General features: G+C 59.8%; 18 protein-coding genes, 14 pseudogenes and 1 riboswitch. Of the genes and pseudogenes, 18 read left to right on the plus strand and 14 right to left on the minus strand.

Annotated elements, in window-relative coordinates:
• Positions 1–328: 328 nt before the first annotated feature.
• Positions 329–475 carry a hypothetical protein gene (locus ACYHH6_RS09585; protein WP_352593690.1) on the minus strand — a complete coding sequence of 49 codons (147 nt, stop codon included), beginning with the start codon at positions 473–475 and terminating at the stop codon, positions 329–331.
• Between the two features lie 195 nt (positions 476–670).
• Here ACYHH6_RS09585 and ACYHH6_RS09590 point away from each other — a divergent pair.
• Positions 671–1,684: pseudogene (locus ACYHH6_RS09590) on the plus strand (IS110 family RNA-guided transposase).
• Positions 1,685–1,989: 305 nt separating this feature from the next.
• A pseudogene (locus tag ACYHH6_RS09595) lies at positions 1,990–2,324 on the plus strand (transposase); the annotation flags it as partial.
• Between the two features lie 64 nt (positions 2,325–2,388).
• Here ACYHH6_RS09595 and ACYHH6_RS09600 read toward each other — a convergent pair.
• Positions 2,389–2,733: a RidA family protein gene (locus ACYHH6_RS09600; protein WP_352522318.1), complete on the minus strand. Its 345-nt coding sequence runs from the start codon at positions 2,731–2,733 to the stop codon at positions 2,389–2,391.
• Positions 2,734–3,315: 582 nt separating this feature from the next.
• Positions 3,316–3,468, minus strand: a complete 153-nt coding sequence (locus ACYHH6_RS09605; protein WP_352522319.1) for a hypothetical protein — start codon at positions 3,466–3,468, stop codon at positions 3,316–3,318.
• Positions 3,469–3,596: 128 nt separating this feature from the next.
• Between ACYHH6_RS09605 and ACYHH6_RS09610 the strand changes: the two are divergent.
• Positions 3,597–3,891 (plus strand): annotated as a pseudogene (locus ACYHH6_RS09610) (transposase); the annotation flags it as partial.
• Positions 3,892–4,131: 240 nt separating this feature from the next.
• On the opposite strand, the pseudogene ACYHH6_RS09615 reads toward ACYHH6_RS09610, so the two are convergent.
• A pseudogene (locus tag ACYHH6_RS09615) lies at positions 4,132–4,372 on the minus strand (integrase core domain-containing protein); the annotation flags it as partial.
• A gap of 245 nt (positions 4,373–4,617) precedes the next feature.
• Here ACYHH6_RS09615 and ACYHH6_RS09620 point away from each other — a divergent pair.
• From ACYHH6_RS09620 to ACYHH6_RS09630, 3 genes and pseudogenes are all read left to right on the plus strand, one after another.
• The gene (locus tag ACYHH6_RS09620; RefSeq protein ID WP_352593600.1) at positions 4,618–5,115 is read left to right on the plus strand and encodes an IS110 family transposase; all 498 of its coding nucleotides are present in this window, start codon (positions 4,618–4,620) and stop codon (positions 5,113–5,115) included.
• Positions 5,116–5,254: 139 nt separating this feature from the next.
• Positions 5,255–5,577, plus strand: a pseudogene (locus tag ACYHH6_RS09625) (transposase).
• A gap of 3 nt (positions 5,578–5,580) precedes the next feature.
• Complete coding sequence (locus tag ACYHH6_RS09630) at positions 5,581–5,835, plus strand: hypothetical protein (protein ID WP_352522321.1); 255 nt, start codon at positions 5,581–5,583, stop codon at positions 5,833–5,835.
• A gap of 15 nt (positions 5,836–5,850) precedes the next feature.
• Here ACYHH6_RS09630 and ACYHH6_RS09635 read toward each other — a convergent pair.
• Positions 5,851–6,489: pseudogene (locus ACYHH6_RS09635) on the minus strand (DDE-type integrase/transposase/recombinase); the annotation flags it as partial.
• A gap of 218 nt (positions 6,490–6,707) precedes the next feature.
• A pseudogene (locus ACYHH6_RS09640) lies at positions 6,708–6,966 on the minus strand (transposase); the annotation flags it as partial.
• A gap of 99 nt (positions 6,967–7,065) precedes the next feature.
• Here ACYHH6_RS09640 and ACYHH6_RS09645 point away from each other — a divergent pair.
• The 3 genes and pseudogenes from ACYHH6_RS09645 to ACYHH6_RS09655 all read left to right on the plus strand — a co-directional run.
• A pseudogene (locus ACYHH6_RS09645) lies at positions 7,066–7,236 on the plus strand (IS3 family transposase); the annotation flags it as partial.
• A 437-nt stretch (positions 7,237–7,673) separates the two neighbouring features.
• Positions 7,674–8,768, plus strand: a complete 1,095-nt coding sequence (locus tag ACYHH6_RS09650; protein ID WP_352522322.1) for a pyridoxal-phosphate dependent enzyme — start codon at positions 7,674–7,676, stop codon at positions 8,766–8,768.
• Positions 8,769–9,058: 290 nt separating this feature from the next.
• Positions 9,059–10,105 carry a GNAT family N-acetyltransferase gene (locus ACYHH6_RS09655; RefSeq protein ID WP_352593604.1) on the plus strand — a complete coding sequence of 349 codons (1,047 nt, stop codon included), beginning with the start codon at positions 9,059–9,061 and terminating at the stop codon, positions 10,103–10,105.
• 96 nt (positions 10,106–10,201) lie between these two features.
• Here the strand turns inward: ACYHH6_RS09655 and ACYHH6_RS09660 are convergent, their stop codons facing one another.
• Positions 10,202–10,630: an IS1096 element passenger TnpR family protein gene (locus tag ACYHH6_RS09660; protein WP_488481987.1), complete on the minus strand. Its 429-nt coding sequence runs from the start codon at positions 10,628–10,630 to the stop codon at positions 10,202–10,204.
• Here ACYHH6_RS09660 and tnpA point away from each other — a divergent pair.
• From tnpA to tnpC, 3 genes are read left to right on the plus strand one after another with little or no spacing between them, the layout of a single operon-like run.
• Positions 10,563–11,009, plus strand: coding sequence for an IS66-like element accessory protein TnpA (gene tnpA, locus ACYHH6_RS09665; RefSeq protein WP_352593672.1), 447 nt, complete (start codon positions 10,563–10,565; stop codon positions 11,007–11,009). The genes ACYHH6_RS09660 and tnpA overlap by 68 nt on opposite strands.
• A 14-nt stretch (positions 11,010–11,023) precedes the next feature.
• The gene (gene tnpB / locus ACYHH6_RS09670) at positions 11,024–11,362 is read left to right on the plus strand and encodes an IS66 family insertion sequence element accessory protein TnpB (protein WP_435053502.1); all 339 of its coding nucleotides are present in this window, start codon (positions 11,024–11,026) and stop codon (positions 11,360–11,362) included.
• 58 nt (positions 11,363–11,420) lie between these two features.
• The gene (tnpC, locus tag ACYHH6_RS09675; protein ID WP_488481988.1) at positions 11,421–13,079 is read left to right on the plus strand and encodes an IS66 family transposase; all 1,659 of its coding nucleotides are present in this window, start codon (positions 11,421–11,423) and stop codon (positions 13,077–13,079) included.
• A 392-nt stretch (positions 13,080–13,471) separates the two neighbouring features.
• Here tnpC and ACYHH6_RS09680 read toward each other — a convergent pair whose 3' ends face one another.
• Both ACYHH6_RS09680 and ACYHH6_RS09685 read right to left on the minus strand, forming a co-directional pair.
• A complete protein-coding gene (locus tag ACYHH6_RS09680) occupies positions 13,472–13,921 on the minus strand; it encodes an IS66 family transposase (RefSeq protein WP_488376742.1) in 450 nt (149 codons plus the stop codon).
• Between the two features lie 127 nt (positions 13,922–14,048).
• On the minus strand, positions 14,049–15,215 hold the full coding sequence (locus tag ACYHH6_RS09685) for a M24 family metallopeptidase (RefSeq protein ID WP_352593632.1): 1,167 nt from the start codon (positions 15,213–15,215) through the stop codon (positions 14,049–14,051).
• A gap of 356 nt (positions 15,216–15,571) precedes the next feature.
• Between ACYHH6_RS09685 and ehuB the strand changes: the two genes are divergently transcribed.
• A complete protein-coding gene (ehuB, locus tag ACYHH6_RS09690; RefSeq protein WP_488500426.1) occupies positions 15,572–16,429 on the plus strand; it encodes an ectoine/hydroxyectoine ABC transporter substrate-binding protein EhuB in 858 nt (285 codons plus the stop codon).
• A gap of 668 nt (positions 16,430–17,097) precedes the next feature.
• On the opposite strand, the pseudogene ACYHH6_RS09695 reads toward ehuB, so the two are convergent.
• Positions 17,098–17,337 (minus strand): annotated as a pseudogene (locus ACYHH6_RS09695) (integrase core domain-containing protein); the annotation flags it as partial.
• A 745-nt stretch (positions 17,338–18,082) separates the two neighbouring features.
• Positions 18,083–18,180, plus strand: a riboswitch (glycine riboswitch).
• A 48-nt stretch (positions 18,181–18,228) separates the two neighbouring features.
• Here ACYHH6_RS09695 and ACYHH6_RS09700 point away from each other — a divergent pair.
• The 5 genes and pseudogenes from ACYHH6_RS09700 to ACYHH6_RS09720 all read left to right on the plus strand — a co-directional run.
• Entirely contained in the window at positions 18,229–19,479 is a 1,251-nt protein-coding gene (locus tag ACYHH6_RS09700; protein WP_352593626.1) for a D-amino acid dehydrogenase, read from the plus strand.
• A 134-nt stretch (positions 19,480–19,613) separates the two neighbouring features.
• Positions 19,614–19,664, plus strand: a pseudogene (locus ACYHH6_RS09705) (hypothetical protein); the annotation flags it as partial.
• A gap of 27 nt (positions 19,665–19,691) precedes the next feature.
• Positions 19,692–20,173: pseudogene (locus tag ACYHH6_RS09710) on the plus strand (malate synthase G); the annotation flags it as partial.
• 387 nt (positions 20,174–20,560) lie between these two features.
• Positions 20,561–21,730, plus strand: a complete 1,170-nt coding sequence (locus tag ACYHH6_RS09715) for a M20 aminoacylase family protein (protein ID WP_352593668.1) — start codon at positions 20,561–20,563, stop codon at positions 21,728–21,730.
• A 367-nt stretch (positions 21,731–22,097) separates the two neighbouring features.
• Positions 22,098–22,275 (plus strand): annotated as a pseudogene (locus ACYHH6_RS09720) (phage integrase N-terminal SAM-like domain-containing protein); the annotation flags it as partial.
• A 506-nt stretch (positions 22,276–22,781) separates the two neighbouring features.
• On the opposite strand, the gene ggt reads toward ACYHH6_RS09720, so the two are convergent.
• The 4 genes and pseudogenes from ggt to ACYHH6_RS09740 form a co-directional block, all read right to left on the minus strand.
• Positions 22,782–24,476 (minus strand): gamma-glutamyltransferase, encoded by a 1,695-nt coding sequence (gene ggt, locus ACYHH6_RS09725; protein WP_352593654.1) that lies wholly within the window; start codon positions 24,474–24,476, stop codon positions 22,782–22,784.
• 312 nt (positions 24,477–24,788) lie between these two features.
• Positions 24,789–25,588 (minus strand): annotated as a pseudogene (gene istB / locus ACYHH6_RS09730) (IS21-like element helper ATPase IstB).
• Positions 25,585–26,544: pseudogene (locus ACYHH6_RS09735) on the minus strand (Mu transposase domain-containing protein). Before ACYHH6_RS09735 ends, istB begins: the two co-directional pseudogenes overlap by 4 nt.
• 51 nt (positions 26,545–26,595) lie before the next feature.
• On the minus strand, positions 26,596–26,931 hold the full coding sequence (locus ACYHH6_RS09740; protein WP_352593524.1) for a hypothetical protein: 336 nt from the start codon (positions 26,929–26,931) through the stop codon (positions 26,596–26,598).
• Between the last annotated feature and the right edge of the window lie 37 nt (positions 26,932–26,968).

The raw sequence follows: 26,968 nt of genomic DNA on the forward strand, positions 1-26,968 counted from the left end.
CTTTCCCTACAATCCTGCCGAATGTCTTCAAAAGCCCACGTATCTTTGTACCGAGATCGCGGCGCATGTTGACCATCTGGGCACGGGAGGAAAGCAAGGTCCGCACGCGATGGCTGTCGAGGCTCTTGACCGCCACTTCTTTATACCAGCCGCTCCGAATAATCTGAGCTAAGCCATAGGCGCATTGTCATCAGTCTTGTTCAGTTGAACCGACAATGCCGCCTTCGCATGCCTGGCATCAAGGCAGACGACAGGAAGGCCGTTCTCCCGGAGGGCGTGCCAATGCCACGTGCACAACGGTCCCTGTTTCCAGGCCAATCTTCACAACTCATGGTGCATGCTTGCGAATGAGTTCAGTCAAGGCTTCAGGTGTTGAGGCAACCTTGCCACGCCACACCACGGCGCCCTCTTCGTCAAAAACGCACACCGATGTCAGGTCGAGGGAAACATCCAGACCAACAAAGTGCTTCATCATTCCAATTTCTCCACATGGCGAGATCAAACGTCAGCAGTTTAGCTGAGTGCTGGATGCTCCGCGATCACGCCATGTAATGGGCTTGAGCCTCATCTTTTGGCGGAGATGCCATCAAGTTGCTGCGCTTCGAGCTGATGATAAAACGTGGTCGGTTCCCTGGAACAGCCACAAGTCATCAGGACAGAGAGGCGCAGCATAAAACATTATGTAGGATTGGACGTCTCGGTGAAAGAGACCACAATTTGCATCCTCGACGATAGGCACGATGTGCCGCGACGTGAAGGTGCCGACCCATCCCGAGGATCTTGCGCCGGTGCTCAAGGATCCCGCCCGGCGGTTGGAATACGTCGGGCTTGAAGCCCGACCTTTGTCGCAATGGCCGTTCGAGGGGCTTGCCAAAGCCGGCTTGCCAGTGGTTTGCATTGAGACGCGCCACGTCAACGCCTTCCTGAAGGCCAGCCGAACAAGACCGATCGCAATGATGCGCGCGGATCGCGCAGATGATGCGGGTCAACTGTTCCGCCGGGTGCATGTCAAGACCCTGACGAGCCAGAAGCGCCGGGCGCCAGCTCTTAAAGGAAAGGCGATTGCCGTCGAGAACGACATCCGCGGGCTGTTGCGCGACTTCGGGCTCAAGGTGGGCAAGGTCGGTGCGGTCAAGTTTGAGGAGCGGATTCGCGAGCTCACCGAAGTCAATGCCCGATCAGGCCGAGATCGTCGAACAGCTGCACGACGCGCGCCGCAAGCAGCGCCAGAATTTTGCCGCCGTACACCGCAAGCTTCTGGCGATCGTCCGGGATGATGAGGTTTGCCGCCGGCTTATGTCGACCCCCGGTATAGGCGCCGTCGCGTCGTTGGCCTAGACCGCGACGATCGCTATCCCAGCCCGCTTCCGCAACTCCAAGGCGGTCGGTCCGATTTTGGGCCTGACGCCGGAGCTCCATGAATCGGGCGAAAGCCGCCGGATGGGCGGGATCTCGTTATGCAGCGACGGCATGATCCGAATGTTACTCTACGAGGCCGCGCAGACCCTGCTGACGAAATGGTCCTGGCTGAAATGCCAGGGCGATGGACGTCGCCAGGCGGCGCGGCTAGCGGAAACCTATCCTTGCGCTCGCCCGCCGGCTGGCGGTGATCATGCATCTCATCTGGAGCGGCGGCACACAGTTCCGTTGGACCAGTACGGAAATCATGCCGGTCGCCGGCTGAAAAATTGATAACATCGCTCTCCGACAGACGGGGACGACCAGTTCCACCTACGGGTGGAAAAGCTGTTCTTCGCGGGACGAGGATGAGGTGAGTTCGTAGATTGGCTTGGCTGGATTGCCCATCATCGGCAATCAAGACGCTCGACAGATTGTTCCCCCCATTCTTCTGAATCCCATAGAGCGCAGGACCAGAGCGCCGATCCCGGAGAGAAGCAAGGCCCCGCGAAAGACGTCCAATGTCGGCGAAGCGAAAAGAGCTAGAAGGCGCTTGACTTCAAAGCGCCGAATAGAGAAGCGCGTTGAATTAAGGGGCACGACGCCGGCAAGAAGGCCCGTCGGCCGCAAGCGCCATAACGCCCTCGATACCGACGGGCAGCTGCTCAAGGGTCAACCTCACGCCGGCGCACACTCCGAGAGCAGGCGCGCAGGCGATCCTGGACGCGATTCGTAAGCGCTCGGCCTGGGTAACGCACCGATTCGCCGACGGCGACTATGAGCTACGAAGCTCTACGCCGCATACCTTGACTTCGTAACCGATGTCCTCCGCCGCAGCGAGGACCAGAAAGGCTTCCAGGTCCTGCCCGCGGGGGGCCGAGCGCAACTTTGTATGTATGACCCGCTGGCGACGCCTCGTGCGCGATTTACGAGAAGCACACCGACGGGCCAGACGGTGAAGGGACTAGGCGGGTGCGCCAGCGTAAGTTGTCATTTCGCGGCGGAAATGACGACTTCAACCAATACATTCTCACCTAGATTCGCGACCCCAATAGTCGCCCGGGTGGGCAGATGCTCTGCGTGCAGCCATCTGAGCCAGCCATCGTTCATGGCACTTTTCTGCGAAAAGTCGGAGATGTAGATCATGGCAGTGATAAGTTTATCCTTGGAAGACCCGAAATGCGCGAGAATGTTGTCGATGTTTTTACAGATTTGCTCGGTCTGCCCCTTCATGTCCTGCGAGCAGTCCCCGGCGACGAGGCCTCCAAAGTAAAGGACCCCGTTGTATTCTACTACCCGGTGCATGATTTCCGTTTTGATATGACGATGTATCATATATACTCCTGCTTGATGATATTAGAGAATCACGTCAATAACTTTGTTTGTGAATCGTTGTTCGGTTTAGCTCGACCACGACCTATCTGCGGCGGAGCACGCTCCGATCACCTAGCTCTTTAATGTGAGAAGTTAGTACGTCGGGGATGAAGTCCCGCACCAAAATGCGGCTGCTACTGAAATGCGGGCCGCATAAATCAACTCACGCTGAAATGCTTGCTGCGATTCTTGTTTAGCTTGACCGTATCGACGATTTGACCCGCCGGCCTATGAGGTGATCCGTCTTCGTCCTCCAGGATGGTCTGCCTAGCCCGCCTTAAGATACAGCGTGCTGGAGAGGCTGGCAGATGTAGCTTAAGCGATTGATTTGGCGTAGGATTCGGTTGCGAGGCTAACCCTTCCACCAAATCTCGCGAGCCACACCCGTCATGACCCACGATACTTTGGCGCCGTTCTCATTTCGAGCCGTCGGACGCGTGCGGCGGCTGCCTCAAGCCATCAACCTCGATCAGGCCGCTGATGTACGACATTCTTCGGCTTGCTTGCCGTCACCAGAATGCGCATTTCCGAAGCCCTCGCTCGTCAACTCGGTGACGCGGCCCGAATCGCGCCAGCGCTGCAGCAGTTCAACAGGGCTGGCGCATCGGCATCAAGCTTCTTGAGCGGCTGACGCTTGAAGCCCGGAACCAAGGCGGCGAGCAGCCACTTCGCCTTGCTCATTTCGATGACGGCCATGATCGTTTTGTCCTGTTCGCGGTAAGAGACTGGCTTGCGTCAAAGATGTGACATGGGGGCGCTCCTTCTGACGGGTGATCTTTAAGCGCGATGTCACACCTAGCCGCTCGCCCATATCATCTGAAACACGCAATCTATTCGCCGACGGCCGCTATGCCGGAGAAATACCGTCGCAGGCTCGACGTGGGCACATGGATCATCGAAATCATCAAGCGCTCCGACGCGGCCAAGGGCTCTAGGTCCTGCCGCGACGATGGGTCGTCGAGTGAACTTTCGCCTGGCTCGGACGTTGTCGCCGGCTCGCTCGAGGCGACTATAGTCAGCGCCGAGGCATGGATGTGCATCGCCTCCATCCGCCTCATGCTCCGCCGCCGCAGCTCCACCTCGCACGTAAACGAGTTTCGAGCCAGGCAATTAGACTAGAATGTCGGCCACATCGGCTGTGCCGGCTTCGTAGTTGTAGCCTACGTGACCTGATGGGATGGACGGCCTCCGCTCCCGGCATCGAGGTGCCATAGTGTGGCTGTCGCAAGTCACATGAGGGAGTGCCGTCCATCCCATCAGGTCATAGGTTTTCGCCCGATTTGTTTCGTTCCGGCGAGTGCACTTGACGTTGCCCCCATTCTATCCAGTTTTGAGTTCGTTTCCGGCGTGGGTTGTGCCCTACTGGGCGGGTGGACGGGCGCTTGGCGCGGAGCCTTTGGCATCGCGCAGCGCCCGTCGCAGATTGAAGGTGGTGGCGAACTCGGCCGGTGTCTGCCAGGCGATTTGGGATTGCGGCCGGGCGGTGTTGTAGTCGGCGCCACAGGGCGATGGCGACGCGTGCCTGAGCCAGCGAAGTAAACAGCGTCTCGTTGAGCAGTTCATCGCGTAGTCGGCCGTTGAAGCTCTCGATGAAGCCATTATCCGGCATGATGTTCTTGGTGCCATCGTTTGTTCGGTACGTCAGGTTCGTTAAGCTTGGCGCATCCGGGCCACGGGGCACCGGGAGCACGCAAGTGCGGGCAGGCCGTCGTATGAGATGAACTGCGAGTTCGAGCACATTATCTGGCCGCCCCTACGACTGGCCCGGATGCGCTGCGAGCGCGGATCCGTATTAGTCGTGTTGACCGCTCGCTCCCTGTTCGTGACCAACGATGGAGGGAACCGTTGCGTATTATCGGCATGGACATACACGGCGTAGCCGCCGAGGTCGTGTCGTTGCTTGATGGCGAGATCGTCAAGCTCGGCCGCTTCAAATGCTGCGCAACAAGCTCGAGGAGTTCGCCAGGAAGGAACTCACCCACGATGATCATCTGGATCGAGGCCACGGGCAATGCTGCTGCCGTCGCTGAAGTGCTGTCGCCCTACGTCGATCGGATCGTGATCGCCAATCCCAAGCAGGTGCACATGATCGCGCACGCGAAGGTGAAGACTGACACGATCGACGCCACTGTCCTTGCGAAGCTCTACGCCTCGGGCTTTCTGCCGGAGGTCTGGGTTCCGGATCCGGGGACCCTTGCCCTCCGAAGACAGGTCACCAGGCGGACACAGCTGGTTCGCCAGCGTTCGCGGCTGAAGAACCTGATCCAGTCAATCCTCCACGCCCACCTGATCCCGCCGTGCCCGCATGGGAACCTCGTCGGATCAGCGGGCGCAAATGGCTGACGAGGCAAATATTGCCTGCGGATGAGCGCGCCGCCATCGAGCGCAACCTCGGCTTGATTAACCAGATAACGAGGCGTTGACGGTGGTCGAGGCGGATATCGCCGTCCATGCCCTCCAGGACCCGACAATCCGCCGCCTGATGACGTTGCCCGGCCTCGACGTCACCGTGGCTGCGAGCGTTGCCGCGGCAATCGGCGACATACGGCGCTTCAGCGATCACAGAAGCTCGTTGCCTATCTTGGCCTCAATCCGAGCGTGCGGCAGTCCGGTGAGGGGCCAGCCTATCACGGGCGCATCACGAAGCAGGGCCGCGGCCATGCGCGGGGGATGCTGGTCGAGGCGGCATGGGCGGCTGAGCGACCGCCAGGACCTCTTCGCGCCTTCCACAAGCGGATCGCCTCGCACCGCGGGAAGCACATCGCGGCCGTCGCCACTGCGCGCAAGCTTGCAATGATCATCTGACACATGCTGAGCAAGGATACCGACTACATCTGGGCCCGGCCGGCCTTGCTCGGCCGCAAGTTCAGATCGGTCGAGCTGCGTGCCGGCCTTCCGACCAGCCATGCCAGACGCTGCACCGCCTTCGACTACAACATCCCGGCCAAGCGCGCCGAAGAACGATCCCGGGTCGAGAAGGCGGAAGCTGCCTACGCAGCAGCGACTTCCCGATGGCGAACGAGGCCGAAGAGGCAGAATGCTGTGGAAAAAGCTGCCAAATGAGAAAAGAAGGGGCTATTCTATAACATCCGTCTGCATTGGCTTGCCCGGCGCGATAAAATGCCAGTCCACGCGGCTTGCATCGGCCCAGACAAGGATCGCATTGCTGGTCAGTTCGCTGCCATTGTCACTAACCACCATCTTCGGCTTGCCGCGTCCGATCATGAGCCGATCGAGTTCGCGGGCAACCTTCACGCCGGACAGAGACGTATCCGCGACCAACCCCAGACACTCGCGCGTGCAGTCGTCGACGATGGTCAAATTCCGGAAGCGACGGCCCATCGGTCAGCTGATCCGACACGAAGTCCAGTGACCAACGGTCGTTGGATGCAACGGGGACCATCATCGGTGCCCGCGTTCCAATCGCCGGCTTGCGGCCGCCACGGCGCCGAACGGCAAGCTTCTGCTCGCGATAGAGCCGGAACAGACGCTTGTGATTGACCACATAGCACGTGCAGGCGGCGATAGCTGAAGCGCCGGCGCTCATGCGCGATCGCCTTCATCCGCTCACGAAGCTCGCGGTCGTCCGGCCTGCTGGTCTCGTAGCGAACCGTCATGCGGGCAACAGCCGATGGCCTTACACGCCCGCCGTTCGCTCATCCCGAAGCCTTCCTTCAGGCGAGCGACAGCTTTCCGCTTGGCCGGGGGCGTCAACATTAATGGGATGGTCCGCCCCGTGGTGGATCAGCATGCCGTAAGCCCTGTGCAAAAAAGCGGGCTTCGTGCCCGAACCGTTTATTCGGAACGGCATGTGCGGATCTCATCATGGCCTGGCTGCAACAGCAGTTCACTCGCGAGAGGCCGGATACATTTATGCAACTGAAATCGTCATTCGTGATGTCGCGACACCTTGCACGGACGGGGCGGACCATACATTTTTTCCGAGAAGATCTTTCAAAGCGGCATTGTCGAGCATGGCGTCCGCCAGGAGCCGCTTCTGACGAGCGTTCTCATCTTCCAGCGTCTTCAGCCGCTTCGCTTCCGACACGTCCATGCCGCCATACTTCGCCTTCCATTTGTAGATGCTGGCGTCGCTGACCTTGTGCTTGCGGCACAGATCGGCCACCGAAACTCCGGCCTCGTGCTGCTCCAAATCCCGATGATCTGCTCTTCACTGAAACGGCTGCGCTTCATTCTCTGGTCCTCGCGTTGGACCAGAGCGAACTTCAAACCGGATTAAGCCAAAGGGGCAACGGCACTGGCGTTCTCCGGCCGAGCCGTCTTTCGCGGCCTAGCGTGGAGAGCTTCTTCTCGTCGCTCAAAACCGAGAGCACGGCTCGCAAAGTCTACAGACGACGGACGCAGCCGGGGCGGATGTGTTCGACTACGAGCGCTTCTACAATCCCAAGCGGCGCCACTCGACGCACGCTGGGCTATCTCAGCTCAGTTGATTTCCAGGAATAGGACGTTGGTGCCTGTCCACTCAACCGGCAGCAGGCCACTCGGCGACTTCGCCGTATAGGCGGCGCAGCTGCTATCCGACACCTCCTGTCGGGTTTGTCGGGCGAGCGACACAGCCTGACTTGGCCAATCTCTTGTCACGCTTCAGGGTAAATGTCTGAAGTGAAACCACAAAATTTTTCTTCAGTTCGACCGCCAATTGGCACAACTTTTGAAGTTTCCTTGTCGCGGGTCGGAAGGAGCTTTCCGCTGACATTCAAGTCGTGGCTAACCGCAATCGAATCGAGACAAGGGAGCACGCAACATGTCAGATCTGCCAGATTGCGTTCTTGGGCAACTGAAAAACCGTAAGCCTCCAAGTGGAGTTAAACGAACTAGCTAGCTCGCGAGCAGGACCTCAACCGCTTGGCGCTTTCACGATAGCGAGGGTGAGTAGAAGCATGGATGCACTTCCAAAACCGTTCGGCGCAAATGTCACCGAGGCGCTTTCCTTCCCGACCTTCGTACAGGTCTCGCACAATCTCGTCGCCGCGAAATTCGACCTAATGAAGTTTACTCCGGCAAAGCACATTCTCGACGCCGCACTGGCAAGCGGTCAATTGCGGGCCGGGGGACATGTGATTGAAAGCAGTTCTGGCACGTTCGCCTTAGCCTTAGCTATCCTGTGTTCATTATATGACCTGCACCTTACGCTGGTCACGGGTCCAACCTCTGAAATCGTGCGCTGGCGACTGGAGAATTTGGGCGCAGTCCTGCATACGGTCCACGCCAGTAACAACTGCGAAGGTGGAATTCAGCAGGCGCGCCTTAACGTGCTGGCCGAGTTATGCTCCTCAGTTCCTGATAGCTTTTGGCCGCAACAATACTCAAACCCACTGAATCGTTCGTCTTACCGGCCGGTTGCCGAGCGAGCCCTCATGGCACAGCCAAAGATTGATGCGATCGTTGGTGCAGTTGGCAGCGGGGGCTCGCTGTTTGGAATTGCGTCTGTTTTGCAGCGCGAGAACACAGCCCTAGAGGTGATCGCAGTCGATCACAATAGAAGCGTGATTTTTGGCGCCCGAGCCAAGCGGATCAGCAAGATGTGCAGGGAAACGTTCGAACAAATTTTGGCGATGGGCGCAGGAATTCCCATGGGCAACGTAAATTTCGAGATCTGCGACGAAGTCCATTGGGTGCCGGTACCGAAGATGATTCAGAAAGTCCACGACTTTCATCGACGTACCGGAATGCTCGTCGGGCCATCGAGCGGTGCAGCTCTGGCTGTTGCGGAGTGGCGTGCAACTCGGGCCCCCTTGCAGAACGTTCTCACCATTCTACCGGATCATGGCGTCCGTTATGCGGAGACGATATTTAATCCCGGATGGTTGAACAACTGGAGCAAAGACCTCATTCGGGATTGGGGAGGGCCAAGGGATATCGTTTCATTAGAAACGGTATCGGAGGAATGGTGTCGATTCAAATGGGGTCGACGCAAATATCGAGATGTTACTGGAAGCGATCCGATGCCCCGCCAGGCTGGATACAATCCGTGAGGTGCTGTTGGAAGCGCACTTTGATCACGCATGCTTGGAAAAACTTCAGAACTGCCGCACCACAACGTGATCGGTAGAACATGAAGCTATTGATCAAGAAGGAATATTATTCTCGTCAGAAACAAATCTGACGTAACGTTTGTCATAATTGCGTCCGTTTTGGGAGAGCATGCTTGCGAAATGTACTCGGATCTCCCGGAGGTCTATACCGCAGACCCCTATCTTGTTCCAGAGACACACTGATCACGGAGATCGCCTATGGGACTGTCGCGATGATTCGACACCTTCATATGCGCCTTCTTGAGCTTGGCGCACACGTGGAGATTGTCGACAAGCCCGCATCCAATGGCGGCTATCAGCACGCGCGATTGGACAGGCTGGCCGGATATCTGAAAGGGATAGCCGACAGCTATTGGCACTCGCTGTACTCCAATGCGGATAATCCGCTCGCCTGCGCAAAATTGGCTGAGCTGCTTATCAAGAAGGCGGGAAAGATCGACTGCCTGTTTGGCATGGTGGGATCAGGGGGCTCCATGTGCGGCACTTCCAAATACGTAGGGATAGTGTTCCCCGAATTGGATGCCGTTGGCGTCGATAGCGTAAAGTCCAGTCTGTTTGGGCAAGCATGTTGCAGTCCAAGCCTTAGCAAGCTGGGAGGTAATCTCCTTCACTCGAATATCAACCACCCACACTTCGACAAGGTTGATTGGCTCACCCCTGCATTTGATGCAACTCGTCAGTTGCACCGGGACAATGGACTGTTTATGAGCCCCGCCCCCAATCCAAATTCTCTTCAACCCCATGCGCTGGGACACCTTGAGACTGTCGAGCCTATTAAGCAGGGATGTGGCGCGATGCTGGAAGCTTTGTCTCACGTTGACCACGCCAAGGTCGCCCATTTAAACCTTGAGCCAGAGCAAGAACAGTTTGTGGACCCGTTAGATTTAGTGTTCTCTGAGCTTCAGAATAGCTCGCGCCGCGAACTGGAGCACCCGTTCTCGATCATCGTCCGTCATCATGTAGTTGGCTTTTTTGTCCTGCGTGAAAAGGCGGCGGTGCCGGAATGGTCACCGCCTGATGCAATTACCTTGCACAGCTTTCGCGTGGGCCAAGCATACCAGGGCAATGGATATGGCAAGACGGCAATTAGACGTGCTGCTGGATGGATATTAACAAACCGTCCATACGTCACCCGTCTCATGTTAGGCGTCAACGTACGCAATGTGACAGCCAGAGAAACTTATCTGAAGTCGGGTTTTTGGGACACAGGCGTTACTTTCTGCGGCCCAATTGGCCCTCAGAACATTCTTGAATATAAAGTCGGGTTGTCACGATGAGCACGCCTTAAGGTCGCGCTTCCTATACCTTCTGGGAGCGTGCTCTATGCTGAGGACCAGTTGTTGGTGCGCTGCACGAAAAGGTCCGACAAGAGATCATGCGGTGAGTGATCGATAACGAATATACTTTCGGATTTCGGCGTGATTTGCGAGCTCACTTTGCGGCCAGGTCGTCGACAGCTTTGTTGAGCTCGGCGAAGTTGGCCTGTTACGGATCGTAATTTTGCTGCCCCACCATTCGATGAGCTCGGCATGCCCCTCGTGGGTCGGATCGACGCAAGCCTCACGGAACTCCGGATAGCTCCACGGACCGCCGATGTCCTCGGGAGGGCAGCATCCGGTTGCCTCGAGAAGCAATCGGGTCTGCAGGGCCGATAATGGGTGAGCGCTGTCCCGGCGCCACCTTTCGCGCGTGGTCGTGAGCCACGATGCTCGGAGCCTTTGAGGGCTTCGACAGATGACGATTTCAGAGCTTACGCTTAATTCCAGGGACGAGGAGCCGGTTCGACGGCTTGAGATATTCACGGGTTCTGGACGGCGGCGCGAATGGTTGCCGGAGGAGAAGGCGCGGATCGTGGCGGAAAGCTACGATGCTGGCGAGACCGTGAGCGCGGTGGCTCGGCGACATGCATTGTCCCGGCAGCAGCTGTTCGCCTGGCGCCGGTCCGCGCGGGTGCCGTTGGCGAATGCGCCGGCACCGGAGCCGTTGTTTGTTCCAGCAGTGGTCGCGGCACAGGAACCCGAACCGGCGGGGAAGCGCGCGAGATCGACACGGAAGCGGAAGGCCGCGCGAGAAGCCGGCGTGATCGAGCTGGAGATTGACGGCGTCGCCATGCGGGTCGGTCGTGGCGCCGACGCCAGGACGGTGGCGGCGGTGATCCGTGCGCTGAAGACGCCGTCGTGATCGGGCCGACGGGTATGGTCAAGGTGATGGTCGCGACGAAGCCGGTGGACTTCCGCAAGGGGGCCGAGGGCCTGGCGGCGCTGGTGCGTGAGACGATGGGCGCCGATCCGTTCTCCGGCGCGGTCTACGTCTTCAGGGCCAAGCGCGCCGACCGGGTCAAGCTGGTGTACTTCGACGGCACCGGCGTGTGCCTGCTGGCGAAGCGTCTGAAGGACGGGAAGTTCTGCTGGCCTGCCATCACCGATGGCGTGGTGAGGTTGTCGGCGGCGCAATTGCAGGCGCTCCTGGAAGGGTTGGATTGGCGGCGCGTGCATGACACCCGCGAGACGCGCGCGCCGGTCGCGGCAAGTTGATTCCATGGTAGGCCAGAGACGCTGGCAAAGCATTGGAATGCATGATTGAATCGGCCTTGTGAGCAATCCGGCCGAGCCTCAGACCAACGATCCGATCGCGCTTCAGGCGATGCTCGCGGCGGAGCGCGCCGAGAACGAGCGGCTGCGCCAGATCATCAAGGAACTGCAGCGCCACCGCTTCGGCCGCAGGGCAGAGAGCCTGCCAGTCGACCAGCTGCTGCTGGGCCTGGAAGAGGCCGAGCAGGTCGAGGCGGAGGGCTTCGCCGCAGAGGACACCGCCGACCCTGCCAAGCGCGAGGCTCGCGCCAGCAAGCGCCGCACCAACCGCGGTGCACTGCCCGCGCACCTGCTGCGTATCGAGCAGGTCATCGACATTCCCGACAAGATCTGCCCGTGCTGCAAGGGAATGCTGCACGTCATGGGCGAGGATCGCTCCGAGCGCCTCGACATCGTGCCGGCCCAATTCCGTGTCATCGTCACGCGCCGACCGAAGTATGCCTGCCGGAGCTGCGAGGAGGTCGTGGTGCAGGCGCCCGCAGCGGAGCGCCTCGTCGAGGGGGGCATCCCGACCGAAGCGACCGTCGCCCACGTGCTGGTGTCGAAGTATGCCGACCATCTTCCCCTGTATCGCCAGGCGCAGATCTATGCCCGGCAGGGCGTGAACCTGGATCGGTCCACGCTCGCCGACTGGGTCGGCAAGGCAGCCTTCCTGCTACAGCCGATCCACGAGCGGCTGTTCGAGCGGCTGAAGGCGTCCGGCAAGCTCTTCGCCGACGAGACCACGGCGCCGGTGCTCGATCCCGGGCGCGGCCGCACCAAGACGGGCCAGCTGTTCGCCTATGCGCGCGACGATCGCCCCTGGGGCGGGATCGATCCGCCCGGTGTCGCCTATCTCTATGCGCCCGACCGCAAGGCCGAACAGTCACTCCGGCACCTTCAGGGCTTCGTCGGAATCCTGCAAGTCGGCGGCTACGCCGGATACCGGGCGTTGGCCGAGCGCAATGCCGTGAGCCTAGCGTTCTGCTGGGCGCATGTCCGTCGCCGGTTCTACGAACTGGCCCAGTCCGGACCCGCGCCGAGGCGCTCCAGCGCATCGCCGAGCTCTACAGGATTGAGAGCGAGATACGGGGACGCTCGCCCGAAGAGCGGCGAACCGCCCGCCAGGAGAGAGCCGCCCCGTCATCGATACCCTCCAGCCATGGCTGCGCGAGAAGCTCACCTTGGTCAGCCAGAAGAGCAAGCTCGCAGAAGCAATCCGCTACCCGCTCTCGCGCTGGGCCGGACTTGGTCGCTTCCTCGACGACGGCCGCGTCGAGATCGACTCCAACGTCGTCGAACGCTCGATCAGGCCAATCGCCCTCAATCGGAAGAATGCGCTCTTCGCCGGTTCCGACGGCGGTGGCGAGCACTGGGCGACCATCGCCTCGCTCGTAGAAACCGCGAAACTCAACGGCGTCGACCCGTACGCCTAGCTCGCCGACGTCATCGCCCGCATCGTCGCAGGCCATCCGCAAAGCCAGCTCGACGACCTGCTGCCCTGGGCCTATGCCCCCGCGCCGCTCAAGGCCGTGGCCTGAGAACAGCGGTTACGAAGAATGGGCAAGGTGCGCTCGATCTTGATGCTGTGCGTCGAGACGGTTCCCGCTGCACTGCTGGGCAACGATCGGGACGAACATGTCTTCCCCCTGACCCAATCGCTAAGCTCTACGACACCTAATGACTGGCCGGCTTCAAATCGGAGTCGGTGGCCGGCTTAATCGGAATACGCAAATAGGTGGAAACGCCGCCGAGATCGCCGCAAGACGGTGCGCAAATACATAGCGCGCGGGCTCGAGGCTCCGGCCTACGGACCACGTCACTATGGTCCGTTGCGCTGAACTAAGCCCGTTCAGCTTCTCCGAGTCGAGCGGCAAGCTGAGTTGGCGAACGACCACGAGAGATCGTGTCGGGGGTGGCAGGGTTCTCATGTTGCGCCTCCGCGATGGTGAAACCATCCGAAGAGCCTCGCCGGAAACGGCGTTCGATCAAGAGCTTGTGCAGCTCAAGCAGCGCGGCAAGCGATACGTGCCGGGGGGCCTAGGTCCATCGCCGCGCAAGCCACGGGATCGATCATCCAGGCCGGAGCGGTAATGACATGCCCGGGCGCGATGACGAGATGAATGATCCGGACGTCGGCTTCGCTGTTCTCGCAGCGAAGCCGACGTCCGAAATACGGGTGCCAACGGTAATGGACCTCGACCTCCTGCCCAACATGGGCAGAATGACCCCGAGATGGCGATTGGAAGGATTGAGCGCTCGACGGTGTTGCCTGTCGATCTCGATGCGGCCGTCGTCAAGGAAGCGCGAGAGGTCTTGCCAGCGCGAGAGCGTGTAGCGGATCGCCTCGGCGAGCTTTGTCTTCTGGCTAATCCAGGCCGAGCTTCTCGCGCAGCCAGGGTTCGAGATCGGCCACAATAGCGCGGCTATTTCCTGACGAATCGCATGGCGTTCATCGGCCGATCGGCCGCGGATGTCGTCCTCTATTCTGCTTACGAGATGTCGCCAGCCGCGGTTCGACAAGTAACCGAATCCCGGTTTCCCGGCACCTCGTCGTTACGAAGCCGGGGCGAGATCGATCCGCCCCGGCAACATCCATGATCCGCTGAGGGGAGGGACGCAGGCTATGGCCTAGGCAAATTCTGAGAAACTAGCCCAGCGCTTCAGGGAATTTTTCTTCGGAAAGCTTGGTGATGAGTTCGGCGCCGTCCTTCGTCACCACCGCCACCTCTTCCAACTGGAACACACCAATCTCCAGTTCGTATTTCGGCTCGACGTGAATGATCATTCCCTCCTGAAGTATTTCCTTTGAGGTCGCCGCGATCGAAGGCGGCTCCGTCAGGTTGCGACCAGATCCATGGCCGATCCGCGATGCGGTTGCACTCGGAAGCCCCAACTCCGTCTCCTGGGCATACACTTCGAACGTGCCATAGACATCGGCACCGGTCATGCCAGGCTTAATTGCAGACAACGTCGCGATCGTCACGTTTCGGACCTGCGTGTAGATGCTTTGTTCTTCGTTGGTGACGCGCCCTGACTTGGCGATCCGGTTAACGTCGGAAATTGAACCAAACAACCGGCAGCCGACATCGACCCAAATGAAATCATTCTTTGCCAGCGCCCGATCGGTCGGCGGCAGACTATAGGCGAAATCCTTGCGTCCGAAGCGCACCGGCAACCAGGGAACCGATTCAGCGCCACGCTCGATCAGGTCCAGCGTCAATGCCTTGGCAAACTGTTTTTCCGTCGTCCCCAGTGCCAAGTTCTTCAGGCAGTGGTGGAACGAGTCGTGCGCGATCTCGAGGGCACGCCGCTTCTGGGCGATCTCGACCGGCGTCTTGATCATTCGGATGGGCCAAATGGAATCTGCACCTTCAACAAGCTGTGCTGCAGGGAATCGGGTCTTCAGCTTGTCGATCAGACTGAATGAACCCACGCCAAAACTCTCGAATCCATAATCAAGCGCAATAGTGCGACGGTCGGACTGTCCGAGAACCTCGATGACTTTGTCGACCGCACCCTCGATGAAGCCGGAATACTGCTGGTATGCCAGACCGGGAGGCAGTTCCGAGGTTTGATAGAACGTCCTCGCTTCGGCAGCGGCGGCCACGACCACCGCGTCGCTGTCTTTTGGGACGACTAAAAAAAAGGGCCGGGCTTTGGAAGCCCAGAACAAGGACTTGTAGCCGCTGAAGTATTCAAAATTATCCTGATCCGAGATCAGAAACGCATCGACAGATTGTTCTGCCATGCACCTGCGGAGGGTGTCGATACGCTCCCGATACTCGTCCGCACGCACCAGTAGGTTATCGTACATAATGTACCCTTGAATGAGCAACGCAACGGCTTGTATACCGGGTATAATTTTACGTCAAGATGTAAGAACTCCGGCCCTTCGTTGTTCTTCTGCGCAGCGCGTCACCGCGCGATCCGCACCGAAACGATCAACGCCCTGATGGACGGTACCACCCGCGTTATTCGACGGAACCAGCTTGAACGGGATGGCCCACCTCCCGCGAGGCAAGGGCAACCATTTGGTCTCCGTCGGCGTCTCCTTTATGAGCCTCCATCATGTTGACAGAGCAGGTATACCCAATATACGGTGCTACACAGTTAGAAACTCTTCAACGGGGGCTTCAGGTGAGAATCCTCGGCGTCATTCGCAGAGCCGCTATGCTAATTACGGCAGCACTTCTCCTGGTCAGTGTCTCGTCGGAGGCGATCAAAGCGGAAACGCTCACGGAGAAGATTGCAAAGGAAGGAAAACTGACTATTGGAATTCACAACCGTTGGCCTTGGGGCGTCAAGAATGAGGAAGGCACCGTCTCGGGCGTCCATCCCGACGTTCTGAAGGCGGTGGTCGAGCCGCTCGGCGTTAAGGAAGTCGATTTCGTTGTGATGGAATGGGGTGCGCTGATCCCCAGCCTCATGTCCCGCCGGATAGACGCAGTCGCCTCTGGTATGAACATCACTCCGGAACGCTGCAAACAGGTCAGTTTCTCCGAGCCCTTCATGGCCACAGGCGATGCTGCAATCGTGAAAGCGGGAAACCCTCTGAACATTCACAACTATGCCGACATGGCAAAGAACTCTGAAGTTCGCATAGGTGATGCGCGCGGTGCATCCACGACGGAGAGCGCGATCGCCTCGGGTGTGTCGCGAGATCAGATCGAACTCTTCCAAGATTACAACGAACTGGTCTCTGCGCTTCTGGCGGATCGGGTCGATGCGATCCTGATGACCAGCGGCACGGCTCTTGGCATTCTCAACGACCCCAACGTTAAGGGCATCGAGCGCGCGGCTCCGTTCACTGGACGCATCATGGAAGATGGCCAAGAAGAGCTCGGCTATTCGGCAATTGCTTTCCGGCCAGAGGACGCGGATTTCCGTGACCTATTCAACGAAAGCCTTGCCGCCAGAAAGTCCGACGGCACAGTCTGGGAGAAGCTGTCGTCGTACGGTTTCGCTAAGGCTGAACTGGCTGGCGACAAAATTACCGCGGAGTCTCTTTGCCAGGGCAACTATCGGTAAGTACCAGTACGTAGGCGATTAGCGCTCGTGGTCCGCATATCCCTCGGACGAATAGCTGGACAGCCGCTCTCTCGGAAAACTCGAACCTGACCCGAATAGCCATGCGCCCTGCGGCAAGCTGGTGTGCGGTCGATGTCGCCCGACTAAGTGATTTAATTGCCGGATGCGAGACGGGTATAATGGTATTCGCGCATCGTCATAACGGTGCCGACCTTAATGCCTCGGACCCGGCGAAGTGCAGGTCAGCTCACTGACAGGCACCAGCCATCACATTAAGGGTTATGACACACTCATGGAACAGTCCCTCGACCTCCCGACCAACCGTGACCGCGGTCGCGCAATGTCGCGAGAGCGCCTTCCAGCACCGAAGCCTTGACCTTCACCGCATGGCCCCGCGTCCAAAGGCGCGGCGCCTGCACCACCTGCGGCACGCTCATGGCATGATCGATCAGGTTCGACAGCGTCACCGCGGGAAGATATGCAGTCAGCTAGGCAGGCCGATCGCCTAGCGTAACCTGCCGTCGCGGACATCGACGGGCAAGGCGTTTGCCGGATGCGACCGAGCTGGCGCGGCCCGGGCGCGGATCGAACCGAGCATGTATTGTTCGGTGTGATTTTTCATGGAATGAGGACCCCGTTGTGGAGTGCGCCCCTCGGACCGGACAGGGTCAAGCCGCAGTTTTGACCATCTGCCGGGCGTGTTGGTCCTCGAACTGTTGCGGGCTGAGATAGCCGAGCGCTGAGTGCAATCGGCGGGTGTTGTAAACCTCATCAATCAAGCGGGGAAGGTCCTCAGCGACGTCGGCGAAGGTTTCGTAGGCCATCGGATAGACGGCTTCGACCTTCATCGTCTTCATGAAGCTTTCCGCTTTCGCATTATCGTAGCGATTGCCGCGCCGGCCCATGGATCCACGAGGGGCGCACTCCATTTGAGGGGTGCTTTTCGTCCACCTTTTACTCGAAAATGCGGGGTCCGGATTCCACGGTCATTGACAAACTGCTTCAAAGCCGCAGGATATGATCGGATTAAACAGGACGTGCTCTAGCTAGGTCGCGCATCGCCACATCGGCGCCCGTCGCTCGGTTGACGCCAACTGCCGAAAGGATCCAAAATCTCTCAGTCGGCCAGCGTCTACGCCGCTGCACGCCGACTAAAACCAGCTTTCCGCATCCGCTCACCCGTGCGCGAGTGAATACGACGATTCAGACGCTCCGAATAAGACGGGCCCATCGGGCGGCTATCGGCGCGGCGAAGCCATGGCCGAAGGTCCCGATCCGGCCGCTCCGGTCCGGTATGGTTGTCAGCACGGCAGAATCAGCTGATAGGACGGCAACAAGGGTGCGATATCGACAGCGGGTGGCGCTGGATGAGATGAAGGGTGTGCGAGTAGGGCGCATCGCGGGCAAGTCGCTAGGCGCAGACGGTCGCTGTCATCCTCGAGGAGCTTGGCTCGAAGTGATCCTGCTTGGCCTGTTGCAGAGACGCGCTGAGATTGGCTCAAACGTTTCACTGGAACAAACTGATTGGCTGCGCAAGTGCAGCGGGTCATCCTATAAAGGTGCCGTTCAACGCGCGAGACGGGAGAGATCAGCAAGTGCTGACGCCGACGGACCAACCCCCCAAGGAAACTCTCAGGCAGAAATGACCGTGCCGCGGAACGCTCTGGAGAGCGGCGCCCTAGCGTCCACCGAAGGGGAAAGCCGGGCCGCTGTCCGGTTAAGCTCTCAGGTACAGAGACAGATTTGAGGATAAGCCGCGGGCAACCGCCCTGCAACCGCTATTCTGTCTGGAGAGTGAATTGCCCACGATTGCTGTGATTGGTGCCGGTATCATCGGCGTGTCGACGGCGTATGCCCTTTTGGAGCATGGCTACGATGTGACCGTGCTTGAGCAGCAGCGCTATGCCGCGATGGAGACCTCATTCGCCAACGGCGGCCAGCTCTCGGCCAGCAATGCCGAAGTCTGGAACCATTGGTCCACTATCCTTAAGGGGGTCAAATGGATGCTCAGGCGCGACGCGCCGCTGCTAATGAACCCGGCGCCCTCGTGGCACAAGTATAGCTGGCTCGCGGAGTTCGTGTCTAACATCTCCCGGTATCGCGAGAACACAGTTGCGACCACACGGCTGGCGATCGCTGCTCGCAAGTACATGTTCGAGATTGCGGAGCGGGAGCATATCGATTTTGATCATGTCTGCCGCGGCATCCTTCATGTCTGCTGGGACAAGACGGGTTTCGACCACGCCACAAAGGTGAACGATATGTTGGTTGAAGGCGGGCTGGACCGGCGACCAGTGACCGCGGCCGAGATCGCTGCAATCGAACCGGCCCTGAACGGTAACTTCCATGGTGGCTTCTACACGCCATCCGACTCGACCGGTGACATCCACAAGTATACCACGAGGCTGGCCCAAGCCTGCACAAGGCGTGGCGGCGCCTTCCTCTACGACGCGAAGGTCACCCGAATCGAGCAGCGTGATCGATTCCGACTGACCTATTCAGCCCCTTGCGCGGGCGGACAAAGCGCCGAACTGGCCATAGAAGCTGATGCAATCGTAGTGTGTGCAGGTTCGCACAGCCGTGACATTGCGGCCATGCTCGGCGATCGTCTTAACATCTATCCGGTTAAAGGATACTCGATCACTGTCGACCTCAATGATGCCTCGGCACAGGCGGCCGCGCCCTGGGTGAGCATCCTGGATGACCGAGCAAAAATCGTGACTAGCCGCCTTGGCGCTGGACGCTTCAGGGTGGCGGGCACCGCTGAGTTCAATGGCCTCAACCGAGACATTCGGGATGACAGGGTCAGGCCGCTGATCGAGTGGACTCGGACACTCTTCCCCGGTGTCACGACCAACCGGGTCGTGCCCTGGGCCGGGTTGCGCCCGATGATGCCGAACATGATGCCCCGCGTCGGGAAGGGACGTGCGCCGGGTGTGTTCTACAATACCGGCCACGGCCACCTCGGCTGGACCCTGTCGGCTGCGACCTCCGCCATTCTGGTCCAGGCCGTTGCGGCGGAGCTTCCCGTCGATCGGTTGGCAGCGTAGGAGGGCCGGAGCAATGAGCCGTGAAGCTGTCCATGCGACGTGGGTTGAGATTGCGGGACTGAAGATCGCGCGGGAATTGCACAACCTTCATCCGCGACGAAGCCTTGCGGGCACGAGCATCAGCAACTCGGCCTTTGGCTTCGTTCTCCTCGATCGTACGCGATCTCGCGCCCCGCAACTGCGAGCTGCTCGCCATCCGCGACGACATCCAACAAAAGCTCGACGACATATTGTCAGTGCCGGTGGCCAAGCGGCCGAACTGGACGCCGGACGAGATCCAGCGCGAACTCGACAACAACGCGCAAGGCATTCTCGGCTATGTCGTGCGCCGGATCGACCAGGGTGTCGGCTGCTCGAAAGTGCCCGATCAACGATGTCGGCCTGATGGAGGACCGCGCCACCTTGCGCATCTCCTCGCAGCACATCGCCAACTGGCTGCGCCACAAGGTGTGCTCGGAAATCCAGGTCAGGGAGTCGCTACAGCGCATGGCGGCGATCGGCGACCGCCAGAACGTCGGCGATCCGCTCTACCGGCCGATGGCCGGATTTCGACAAGTCGATCGCCATTCAGGCCGCCTGCGACCTGGTGTTCAAGGGCACAGTCCTGCCCAACGGCTACAGCGAGCCGGTGCTGCATGCCAGGCGGCTGCAGCTGAAGAAGGACCGTTTGCGAACGTGCTGCGGGGCTACATGAGTGCATTCAATCTCGCGGCTGCAACATGATCATCGCGAGTGCGCTTTACGCAGCGCAGGAGAGGTGCCTCAAGCCATTAAGCCTTGCGGTCCTCCACGGCAGTTCTTGCTTTCAAGCCGACCACCTCCCATTGCCTCACTTGCGGAGCTAACTGAAAAGCTGGCGTTCATTTCAAAACGTAACGCTTTCTGGCGTATTGTTTCGGCAATCGGTGCAGTTTGGCACCAAACCGACGCGCTTTTGCTCCAATCTTCTCGGGCACATTCTCATCCTATTGAGCGGGATTGCCATACCGCGCTCAAGAAGGACAAATATCGGCCATCCATTTCCCGACAGGACGTTGCTGGCAAGTGGGTCGGCAGAATTCATTCAAAAGGCTAATGCGGCATGACAAGCATTGAAACTTTCCGGGAACTACAGCGCGAGGCGACCGAGTGGCGCCGCTATCTACATGAAAATCCGGAGTTGGATTATCGGTTGGAGTACACAGCGAAGTTTGTGGCGGAAAAACTGGCTTCGTTCGGCATCAATCACATCGAGATGGGTATTGCTGAAACTGGCATCGTCGCGTTGATTCAAGGCGAGGGTGGAGACGGGCCGACGATCGGACTGAGGGCGGATATGGATGCTCTTCCGATCATTGAAACTTCAAACAAACCCTGGTCGTCGAAAATACCGGGCATTATGCATGCGTGCGGCCACGACGGTCACACGGCCATGCTTTTGGGTGCAGCGAAACACCTGGCCAAAAGCCGCAACTTCAAAGGCACTGTCGCCTTAATCTTTCAACCGGCCGAAGAAGTGGAACTCCCGTCGGGCGCCCTGCGGATGGTTGAAGAAGGGATCATGGATCGCTTTGGCATATCTCAGGTTTATGGCATGCACATTATGCCGGGCATTGACATCGGCAAGTTCGGCATCCGCCCTGGTCCAATCATGGGCTCGCAGGATGACTTCGATATCCTCGTTAAGGGCACTGGCGGCCATGCGGCCAACCCACATCGAACCGTGGATCCCGTTGTTATCGCAGCTCAGATCATTCTGGGTCTGCAAGTTTTGGTTTCGCGCAGGACCGACCCTTTGGAGTCGCTGGTGATATCCGTCACCAAGCTGAGTGCCGCCCAGGCCTACAATGTCATTCCCGACCAAGTTGCCATCTCCGGAACGGTCAGGGCTCTGGCGTCCACCCTGCGAGACTTCGCCGAGCGAGAGATTCCGGCCGTCGCCCGGGGCATCGCTCAGGCGTTCGGCGGGGATATAGAATTCAAGTACATGCGTTCTGTGCCGGCTACATCCAACAACTCGGAGGAGACCACGCTGGCCATCAAGGCGGCACGAGATCTCGTCGGCGCGTCCTCCGTAGACGCTGCAACAAGAATAAACATGGGCGCGGAGGACTTCGCGTATATGCTCCAGGAGCGGCCAGGAGCCTACATCTTTGTTGGCAACGGACCGACCGCTGTATGTCACAACCCAGCTTTTGATTTTGACGACGAGGCATTGCCTTACGGCATCGGTTGGTGGGTGAAACTCGTCGAAACCATCTTGGCGCCGTGAGTGCTCCGGTTTGGTAATCTGCCCCTCGGTTTGGCTATTGGACCGGGGAGATATAATCGCTGCGCTCACGGCCGCTCGGTCTTTGACGAGGCCGTTGACGAAGAAACGACGAGGCTGGATCGACCTAGCTGTTTAGATGGGGTTTTCTGTCCGCTGAGCTGATTGCAAGCTCCTTTCCGGCGTATCCATGTTCCCTGCCGGCTCTGTGGTTCTCTTCGCGGTTAACACCAAATGCGTGTCGCGTTTTAAGGGATTCAGGATTGAACGAAGCCGCTAACGCGGCATTTGGCGATCGGTTGGCGGGAGACCCTGCTGTTTTGAAGGGTTGCGGCTGTTGAAGCGCAATTTCGAGAACAGGAGCAATGAGATGCTTGAGTTGAGCCCACTTCGTCCGGCGCATGATCGAGGACATGACGATCCGCAATCTGTCGCCGGCCACGCAACGATCCTACGTACACGCGGTGGCGAAGTTTTCCCGCCAGTTCGGCCGCTCTCCGGACCGGCTTGGCCTTGAAGACCTCCGCGCTTTCCAAGTGCATCTGGTCTGATGACCGTGCCCGGTGTGGGCGAAGCAGTTTCATAATGGCTACTATCAGTCGGGTGAGGCGATCATACTTTACAAATTTCGTCCCCGCTGCGGCCATACGGTCATTGTCAGGGGGCGCAATCGCCGTGGCGACGAAGTAACCTGACCATGCGCCAGCCTGACGGCAGCAGCCGTGATCTGGCCGCGACTGCCTGAAGACGGCCATGCCGCCCTGTCCCAGCCAGTCGCGTTTGAACGGGTCCAGATCGCACCGGTCAGCCAGCCTTTCGGCCCAAGTGTGTTGGCCAGCGCTGTGGTGAGGTTGCTCATTCCTTCCATCGATGCACGGCAATGGCGGATCCGATGACGGGTCAGTGCCCCAGAGCCTGTGCGAAGCCTGCTTCGTGCGATCGTTCTGCGCAGACGTGAAGAACTGTTCAGGAGGCGCCTCTTCGATGATGTCGCCACTTTGCAAGAAGATCACCCGATCGTCGGCGCGCCGGAGCAGCCAGACGCCGGCTGCGCTCAGCTCTGCGCCTGGTCCGGCGTGAACCATACGCCGCGCCGCGCCAACCCGCCGCCGAGCCCGATTGGCATGCCATCGGCACGCCAGCACGCGGCGCCAGTCATCGTGCCGTCTGCATCAAACTGAATCGCACTCATGCCGCAGCCAACGCTGTTAACCGTCGCCACATCGTGGCCGCGGTCGCGCAATGCCGCGAGCACGCCTTCCGGCACCGAAACCTCGACCTTCACTCCATAGCCCCGCGTCCAAAGCCGCGGCGCCTCCACCGCCTCCTGCAAGCTCATGCCATGATCGATAAGGTTCGACAGCGCTTGCATAACTGAGGGGAACATGCGCAGCCCGCCAGGCAGCCCGATCGCGTAGCGTAGCCTGTCGTCGCGCAGCACCATGACCGGAGACATCGACGACGTCACGCGCTTGCCAGGCGCGATCGAGTTGGCGCGGCCCGGATGCGGATCGAACGAGGACATGTAGTTGTTCGGGATCATGCCGGTGCCCGGCACGATGTAGCCCGCGCCGAAAAGGGAGTTGATCGTCTGGGTGCTGGCAACGACGTTGCCGAACCCGTCCGCAACTGTCAGGTGGGTGGTATGCGCACCTTCGCTAGGTGCCACCCCTGCGTTCCATGACTGGGCGCGGTCCATCGTGATGCGAGCCCGGCGCTCCGCTGCATAGTCCTTGGACAGCAGCTTTCCGATCGGCTCCTGGACAAACGCCGGATCGGCGGACGCCGCTGCCCGGTCGGCGAAAGCGATCTTCAGCACTTCGGCCAGCAGGTGTAGCGTGTCCGGCGTTGCGAAACCGAGCGCGCCGATGTCGTAACCCTCCACGATGTTCAATATCTGAATGATGTGCAGTGGACCGAACGACGGCGGCGGCGGGCCGACAACCTCATAGCCGCGATAACGCCCTCGCAACGGCTCGTGATCGACGGTTCGATAGCTCGTCAGGTCCTCGAGTGTCAGAAAGCCCTCCTCCTGCGCCATGTGCTCCGCATAGTGACGTCCCAGTTCGCCGCCATACAGGATGTCCGGCCCCTGGCGCGCGATTGATCGCAGCGTCTCGGCATAATCGCCGGTGACCAGGGGGGTCCCGGGCTGGATCGGCATGCCGCCGGGCAGATACAATTTGGCGATTTCCGCATCGCGCGCGAGATCGGCCGCCGACTTGGAGACGCATTCCTGTAGATAGGGAGTCACGCGAAAGCCACGCGAGGCGTGACGGATCGCGGGCTCAGTAACGTCGGCCAAAGAGAACGTGCCGAACCGGCGCAGCGCCTCGCACCAGCCCAGCAGATTGCCGGGGGCGGCGACCGCGGTGGGGCCAATGGCGTTGCGGCGGCCGATAGTGGCCAGCGTGCCGGGCATGGCCTTCGGATCAGGCGTGTAGACGGCTGCGCCGGTCGCGAGTGGTGCGGTGCTCATGCCGTCGAGCACGTGATGCGTGCCGTTTGCGAGGTGGATATGCGCTATGCCGCCACCCAGCACCCCCACCATCATCGCCTCGACGACCGAAAGGGTGAATAAGGCCGCGACGGCAGCGTCGATCGCGTTTCCGCCGGCAGCGAGCATTTCCGCCCCCGCCGTGGAAGCGAGCGGGTGATTGGTCACCACCATGCCACACGAACCGGTTGCCGGTTGTTTCTCACAAGAGAAGGTGGCGCCCGCATGAGAGCGCCAGCCAGTATGCCGCATCAATCAACCTCCCGTACGGACCTGCAAATAGCGACACGGTGACGTTGTCCGTCATGCCATCCACTGGCAGGCACAGAGAAGCAATCGGCGTGCCACCGAAGAGATTGTGTGAGCAAGAGGGGGTAAATCATACGTTTCGCACTGCGCTCGCGGAATATTTTCGGCAGCCGTGTGTCGGCTCCCCAACATAGGTGTCTTTAACTGGACACGGCCGAACAGAACGTAGAATGACAAATGACAACTTGTTCTTGGGACTGCCTGTCGAGCGAAGTGAGGATTTGACCCCCAGGGCGAACTGAAGATTTGACCCCCTCATTGTTTCGCGGTTTCGATGGTGCTGAGTGTCGTTCCGGCCTTCTGCAATAGGCCGGAACGACGCTTTTCGCGAAGCCGGTAGCTGTCGCCACGGATGGTTATCACTGTCGAATGATGAAGCAGGCGATCAAGGATCGCCGTTGCCACCACGGGATCGCCAAACACGCTGCCCATTCGCCCACCGAGCGGTTTGAGGTGATCAGGATCGATCCCCGCTCATAACGCCGCGACACCAGCTGGAAGAACAGATGTGCGGCATTGGCTTCGAACGGGAGATAGCCGAGCTCGTCGATGATCAGCAGTTTCGGCCGCGAGAGGGTCGTCAGTTGCTTTTCGAGTGAACCGTCGTCATGGGCCTTGGCCAGCATCGCCACGAGCGTGGCCGCCGTGACGAACTGGACGCTATGGTTTTGCCGGATCGCCTCGCGCCCGAGAGCCACCGCCAGATGTGTCTTGCCCGTACCCGGAGGTCCAAGAAACAGGACCGTGTCGCCATGGGCAATCCAGCGGCAGGTCGCCAGTTCCCGGACTTGGCGCTGATCCAGCGACGGCTGCGCGTCGAAGTCGAAGCCATCGAGTTCGCGCACAAACGGGAACTGCGCGATCTTGCCTGCCATGGAGATGCGCCGCTCGTCGCGCCGCGCGATCTCGCGCGTCACGAGGAAGGCCAAAGCCTCGCGCAAGGTCATTTGCGAACGCGCCGCTTCGTCCAGGAGCGTATCGAGCTGGTCCCGGATCGCGGTCAGCTTCAGCCGGTCGAGCTGAGCCACCAGCATCTCGGTGATGACCGTCGTCATCGCCAGCTGCCTCCCACCAGTGCCTCATATTCGGCCAGCGGCCGCAACAGAGCGGAAGGCGCAACAATATCCGCCGGCGCCGATTGCACCGGCGCAGCAGCGCCGACCACGCCGGCAAGATGCGCGCTCGACAATCCGTTGGCGACGTCCGCGGCACAAGGCATGATCCGCCACCACCTCGCCCGCATGACGCACGATAACGCGGCCGCCCAGCACCACGACCTGGACGCTCTCCCCGATCAGCCGGCAGGGAACCGAGTAACTGTTCGTGTCCAGGTCGATTGCGCAATCTGCCTGGACCTTGCGCACGAGATCCCGCAGCTGCCCGAACGGCGCCCGTCCGCCCAGAGGGCGAAGCGCCACGGCCTCTTCGGCAAAGCGTTCCGCAGGAGCCACGCCGGTCGTGCCATGCACACGCTGATCGGCAATCTCGCGCGTCCACCGGTCCAGATGCGCCTCGAACGCCGCCCAGTTCTCGAACCGGCGGCCGGCAATCGCATTGTGCTTGACGTAGCCGACCCCGCGTTCGTCCTTTCCCTTCGTTCGCGCCCGGTAGGGCGCACAAGCCCGTGGCGTAAATCCCCAGTAGCGGGCAAAGGCGTGCAGCCGCACATTGAAGCGCACCTCCCGCGTCGCCGCATCGTGATGTTCGACCAGCGCCTTCGGATTATCGAACAGCACTTCCGTTGGAAGCCCGCCGAAGCGAAGGAAGGCTCCTTCCATCCCCTCCAACCAGTCCGCCTGGCGCTCCCGAAGCGAGGGACGGATATGCAGCCGACGCGAGTAACCCAGCGACGCACCGTGTTGCGCGCGCACCCGAATTCCTTCGCCAGCCGCTTCGCTCCCCAGCCAAGCTCATGCAGCCGCAGCATCGCTGCCACCTCTTCAGGCTGAAGCATCTCCTCTCCCTGCATCGTTCTCGACAATGCAGGAATCGCCGAAATCCCAACCGTCATCCATGCCTCCTCTCATAACCGAGGGGGTCAGTTCTTCATTTCGTCAGGGGGTCAGTTTCTCAATTCGCCCGACAGACTGCCGACGTAACCGGCACAATCGGTTGGCAGACGGCCGAGCTTCTCGAACTCGGGCGGAAGCTTTTCCTGCCCGCGCTTCACGCGGTGCGCGTAGGCGTTGATACCGGTGATAGATGCTTCGGAAATCCCCTTAGCGACACTTGTCCGTCGTGCTGGAAAGCCGAAGACGCCCGTCGCCCAGCACAGGCAAGAGCCCGTTCCAGTTTGGCCCTTGCCGGCCGGCGTCAGCCGCGAATAGCGGGCCGACCATTTGGACAGCCATGCGGCGAGGTCGGGCTTGGCCGCGCCAAGCCGTATGACCAGCCTCATGGCCGCCCAATTGCAGAACTTGACGCATACAACTTTA

Source organism: Mesorhizobium sp. P171375 (assembly GCF_057786075.1).

Excerpts from the sequence above, each read along its gene's own strand:
- ACYHH6_RS09740 (WP_352593524.1), bottom strand. The coding sequence starts at position 26,931 with ATGAGGCTGGTCATACGGCTTGGCGCGGCCAAGCCCGACCTCGCCGCA.
- ggt (WP_352593654.1), bottom strand. The coding sequence starts at position 24,476 with ATGCGGCATACTGGCTGGCGCTCTCATGCGGGCGCCACCTTCTCTTGT.
- ACYHH6_RS09600 (WP_352522318.1), bottom strand. The coding sequence starts at position 2,733 with ATGATACATCGTCATATCAAAACGGAAATCATGCACCGGGTAGTAGAA.
- ACYHH6_RS09715 (WP_352593668.1), top strand. The coding sequence starts at position 20,561 with ATGACAAGCATTGAAACTTTCCGGGAACTACAGCGCGAGGCGACCGAG.
- ehuB (WP_488500426.1), top strand. The coding sequence starts at position 15,572 with ATGCTAATTACGGCAGCACTTCTCCTGGTCAGTGTCTCGTCGGAGGCG.
- ACYHH6_RS09650 (WP_352522322.1), top strand. The coding sequence starts at position 7,674 with ATGGATGCACTTCCAAAACCGTTCGGCGCAAATGTCACCGAGGCGCTT.
- tnpA (WP_352593672.1), top strand. The coding sequence starts at position 10,563 with ATGACGATTTCAGAGCTTACGCTTAATTCCAGGGACGAGGAGCCGGTT.
- ACYHH6_RS09605 (WP_352522319.1), bottom strand. The coding sequence starts at position 3,468 with ATGGCCGTCATCGAAATGAGCAAGGCGAAGTGGCTGCTCGCCGCCTTG.
- ACYHH6_RS09630 (WP_352522321.1), top strand. The coding sequence starts at position 5,581 with ATGCTGAGCAAGGATACCGACTACATCTGGGCCCGGCCGGCCTTGCTC.
- tnpB (WP_435053502.1), top strand. The coding sequence starts at position 11,024 with ATGGTCAAGGTGATGGTCGCGACGAAGCCGGTGGACTTCCGCAAGGGG.
- ACYHH6_RS09685 (WP_352593632.1), bottom strand. The coding sequence starts at position 15,215 with ATGTACGATAACCTACTGGTGCGTGCGGACGAGTATCGGGAGCGTATC.
- ACYHH6_RS09655 (WP_352593604.1), top strand. The coding sequence starts at position 9,059 with ATGCGCCTTCTTGAGCTTGGCGCACACGTGGAGATTGTCGACAAGCCC.
- ACYHH6_RS09585 (WP_352593690.1), bottom strand. The coding sequence starts at position 475 with ATGATGAAGCACTTTGTTGGTCTGGATGTTTCCCTCGACCTGACATCG.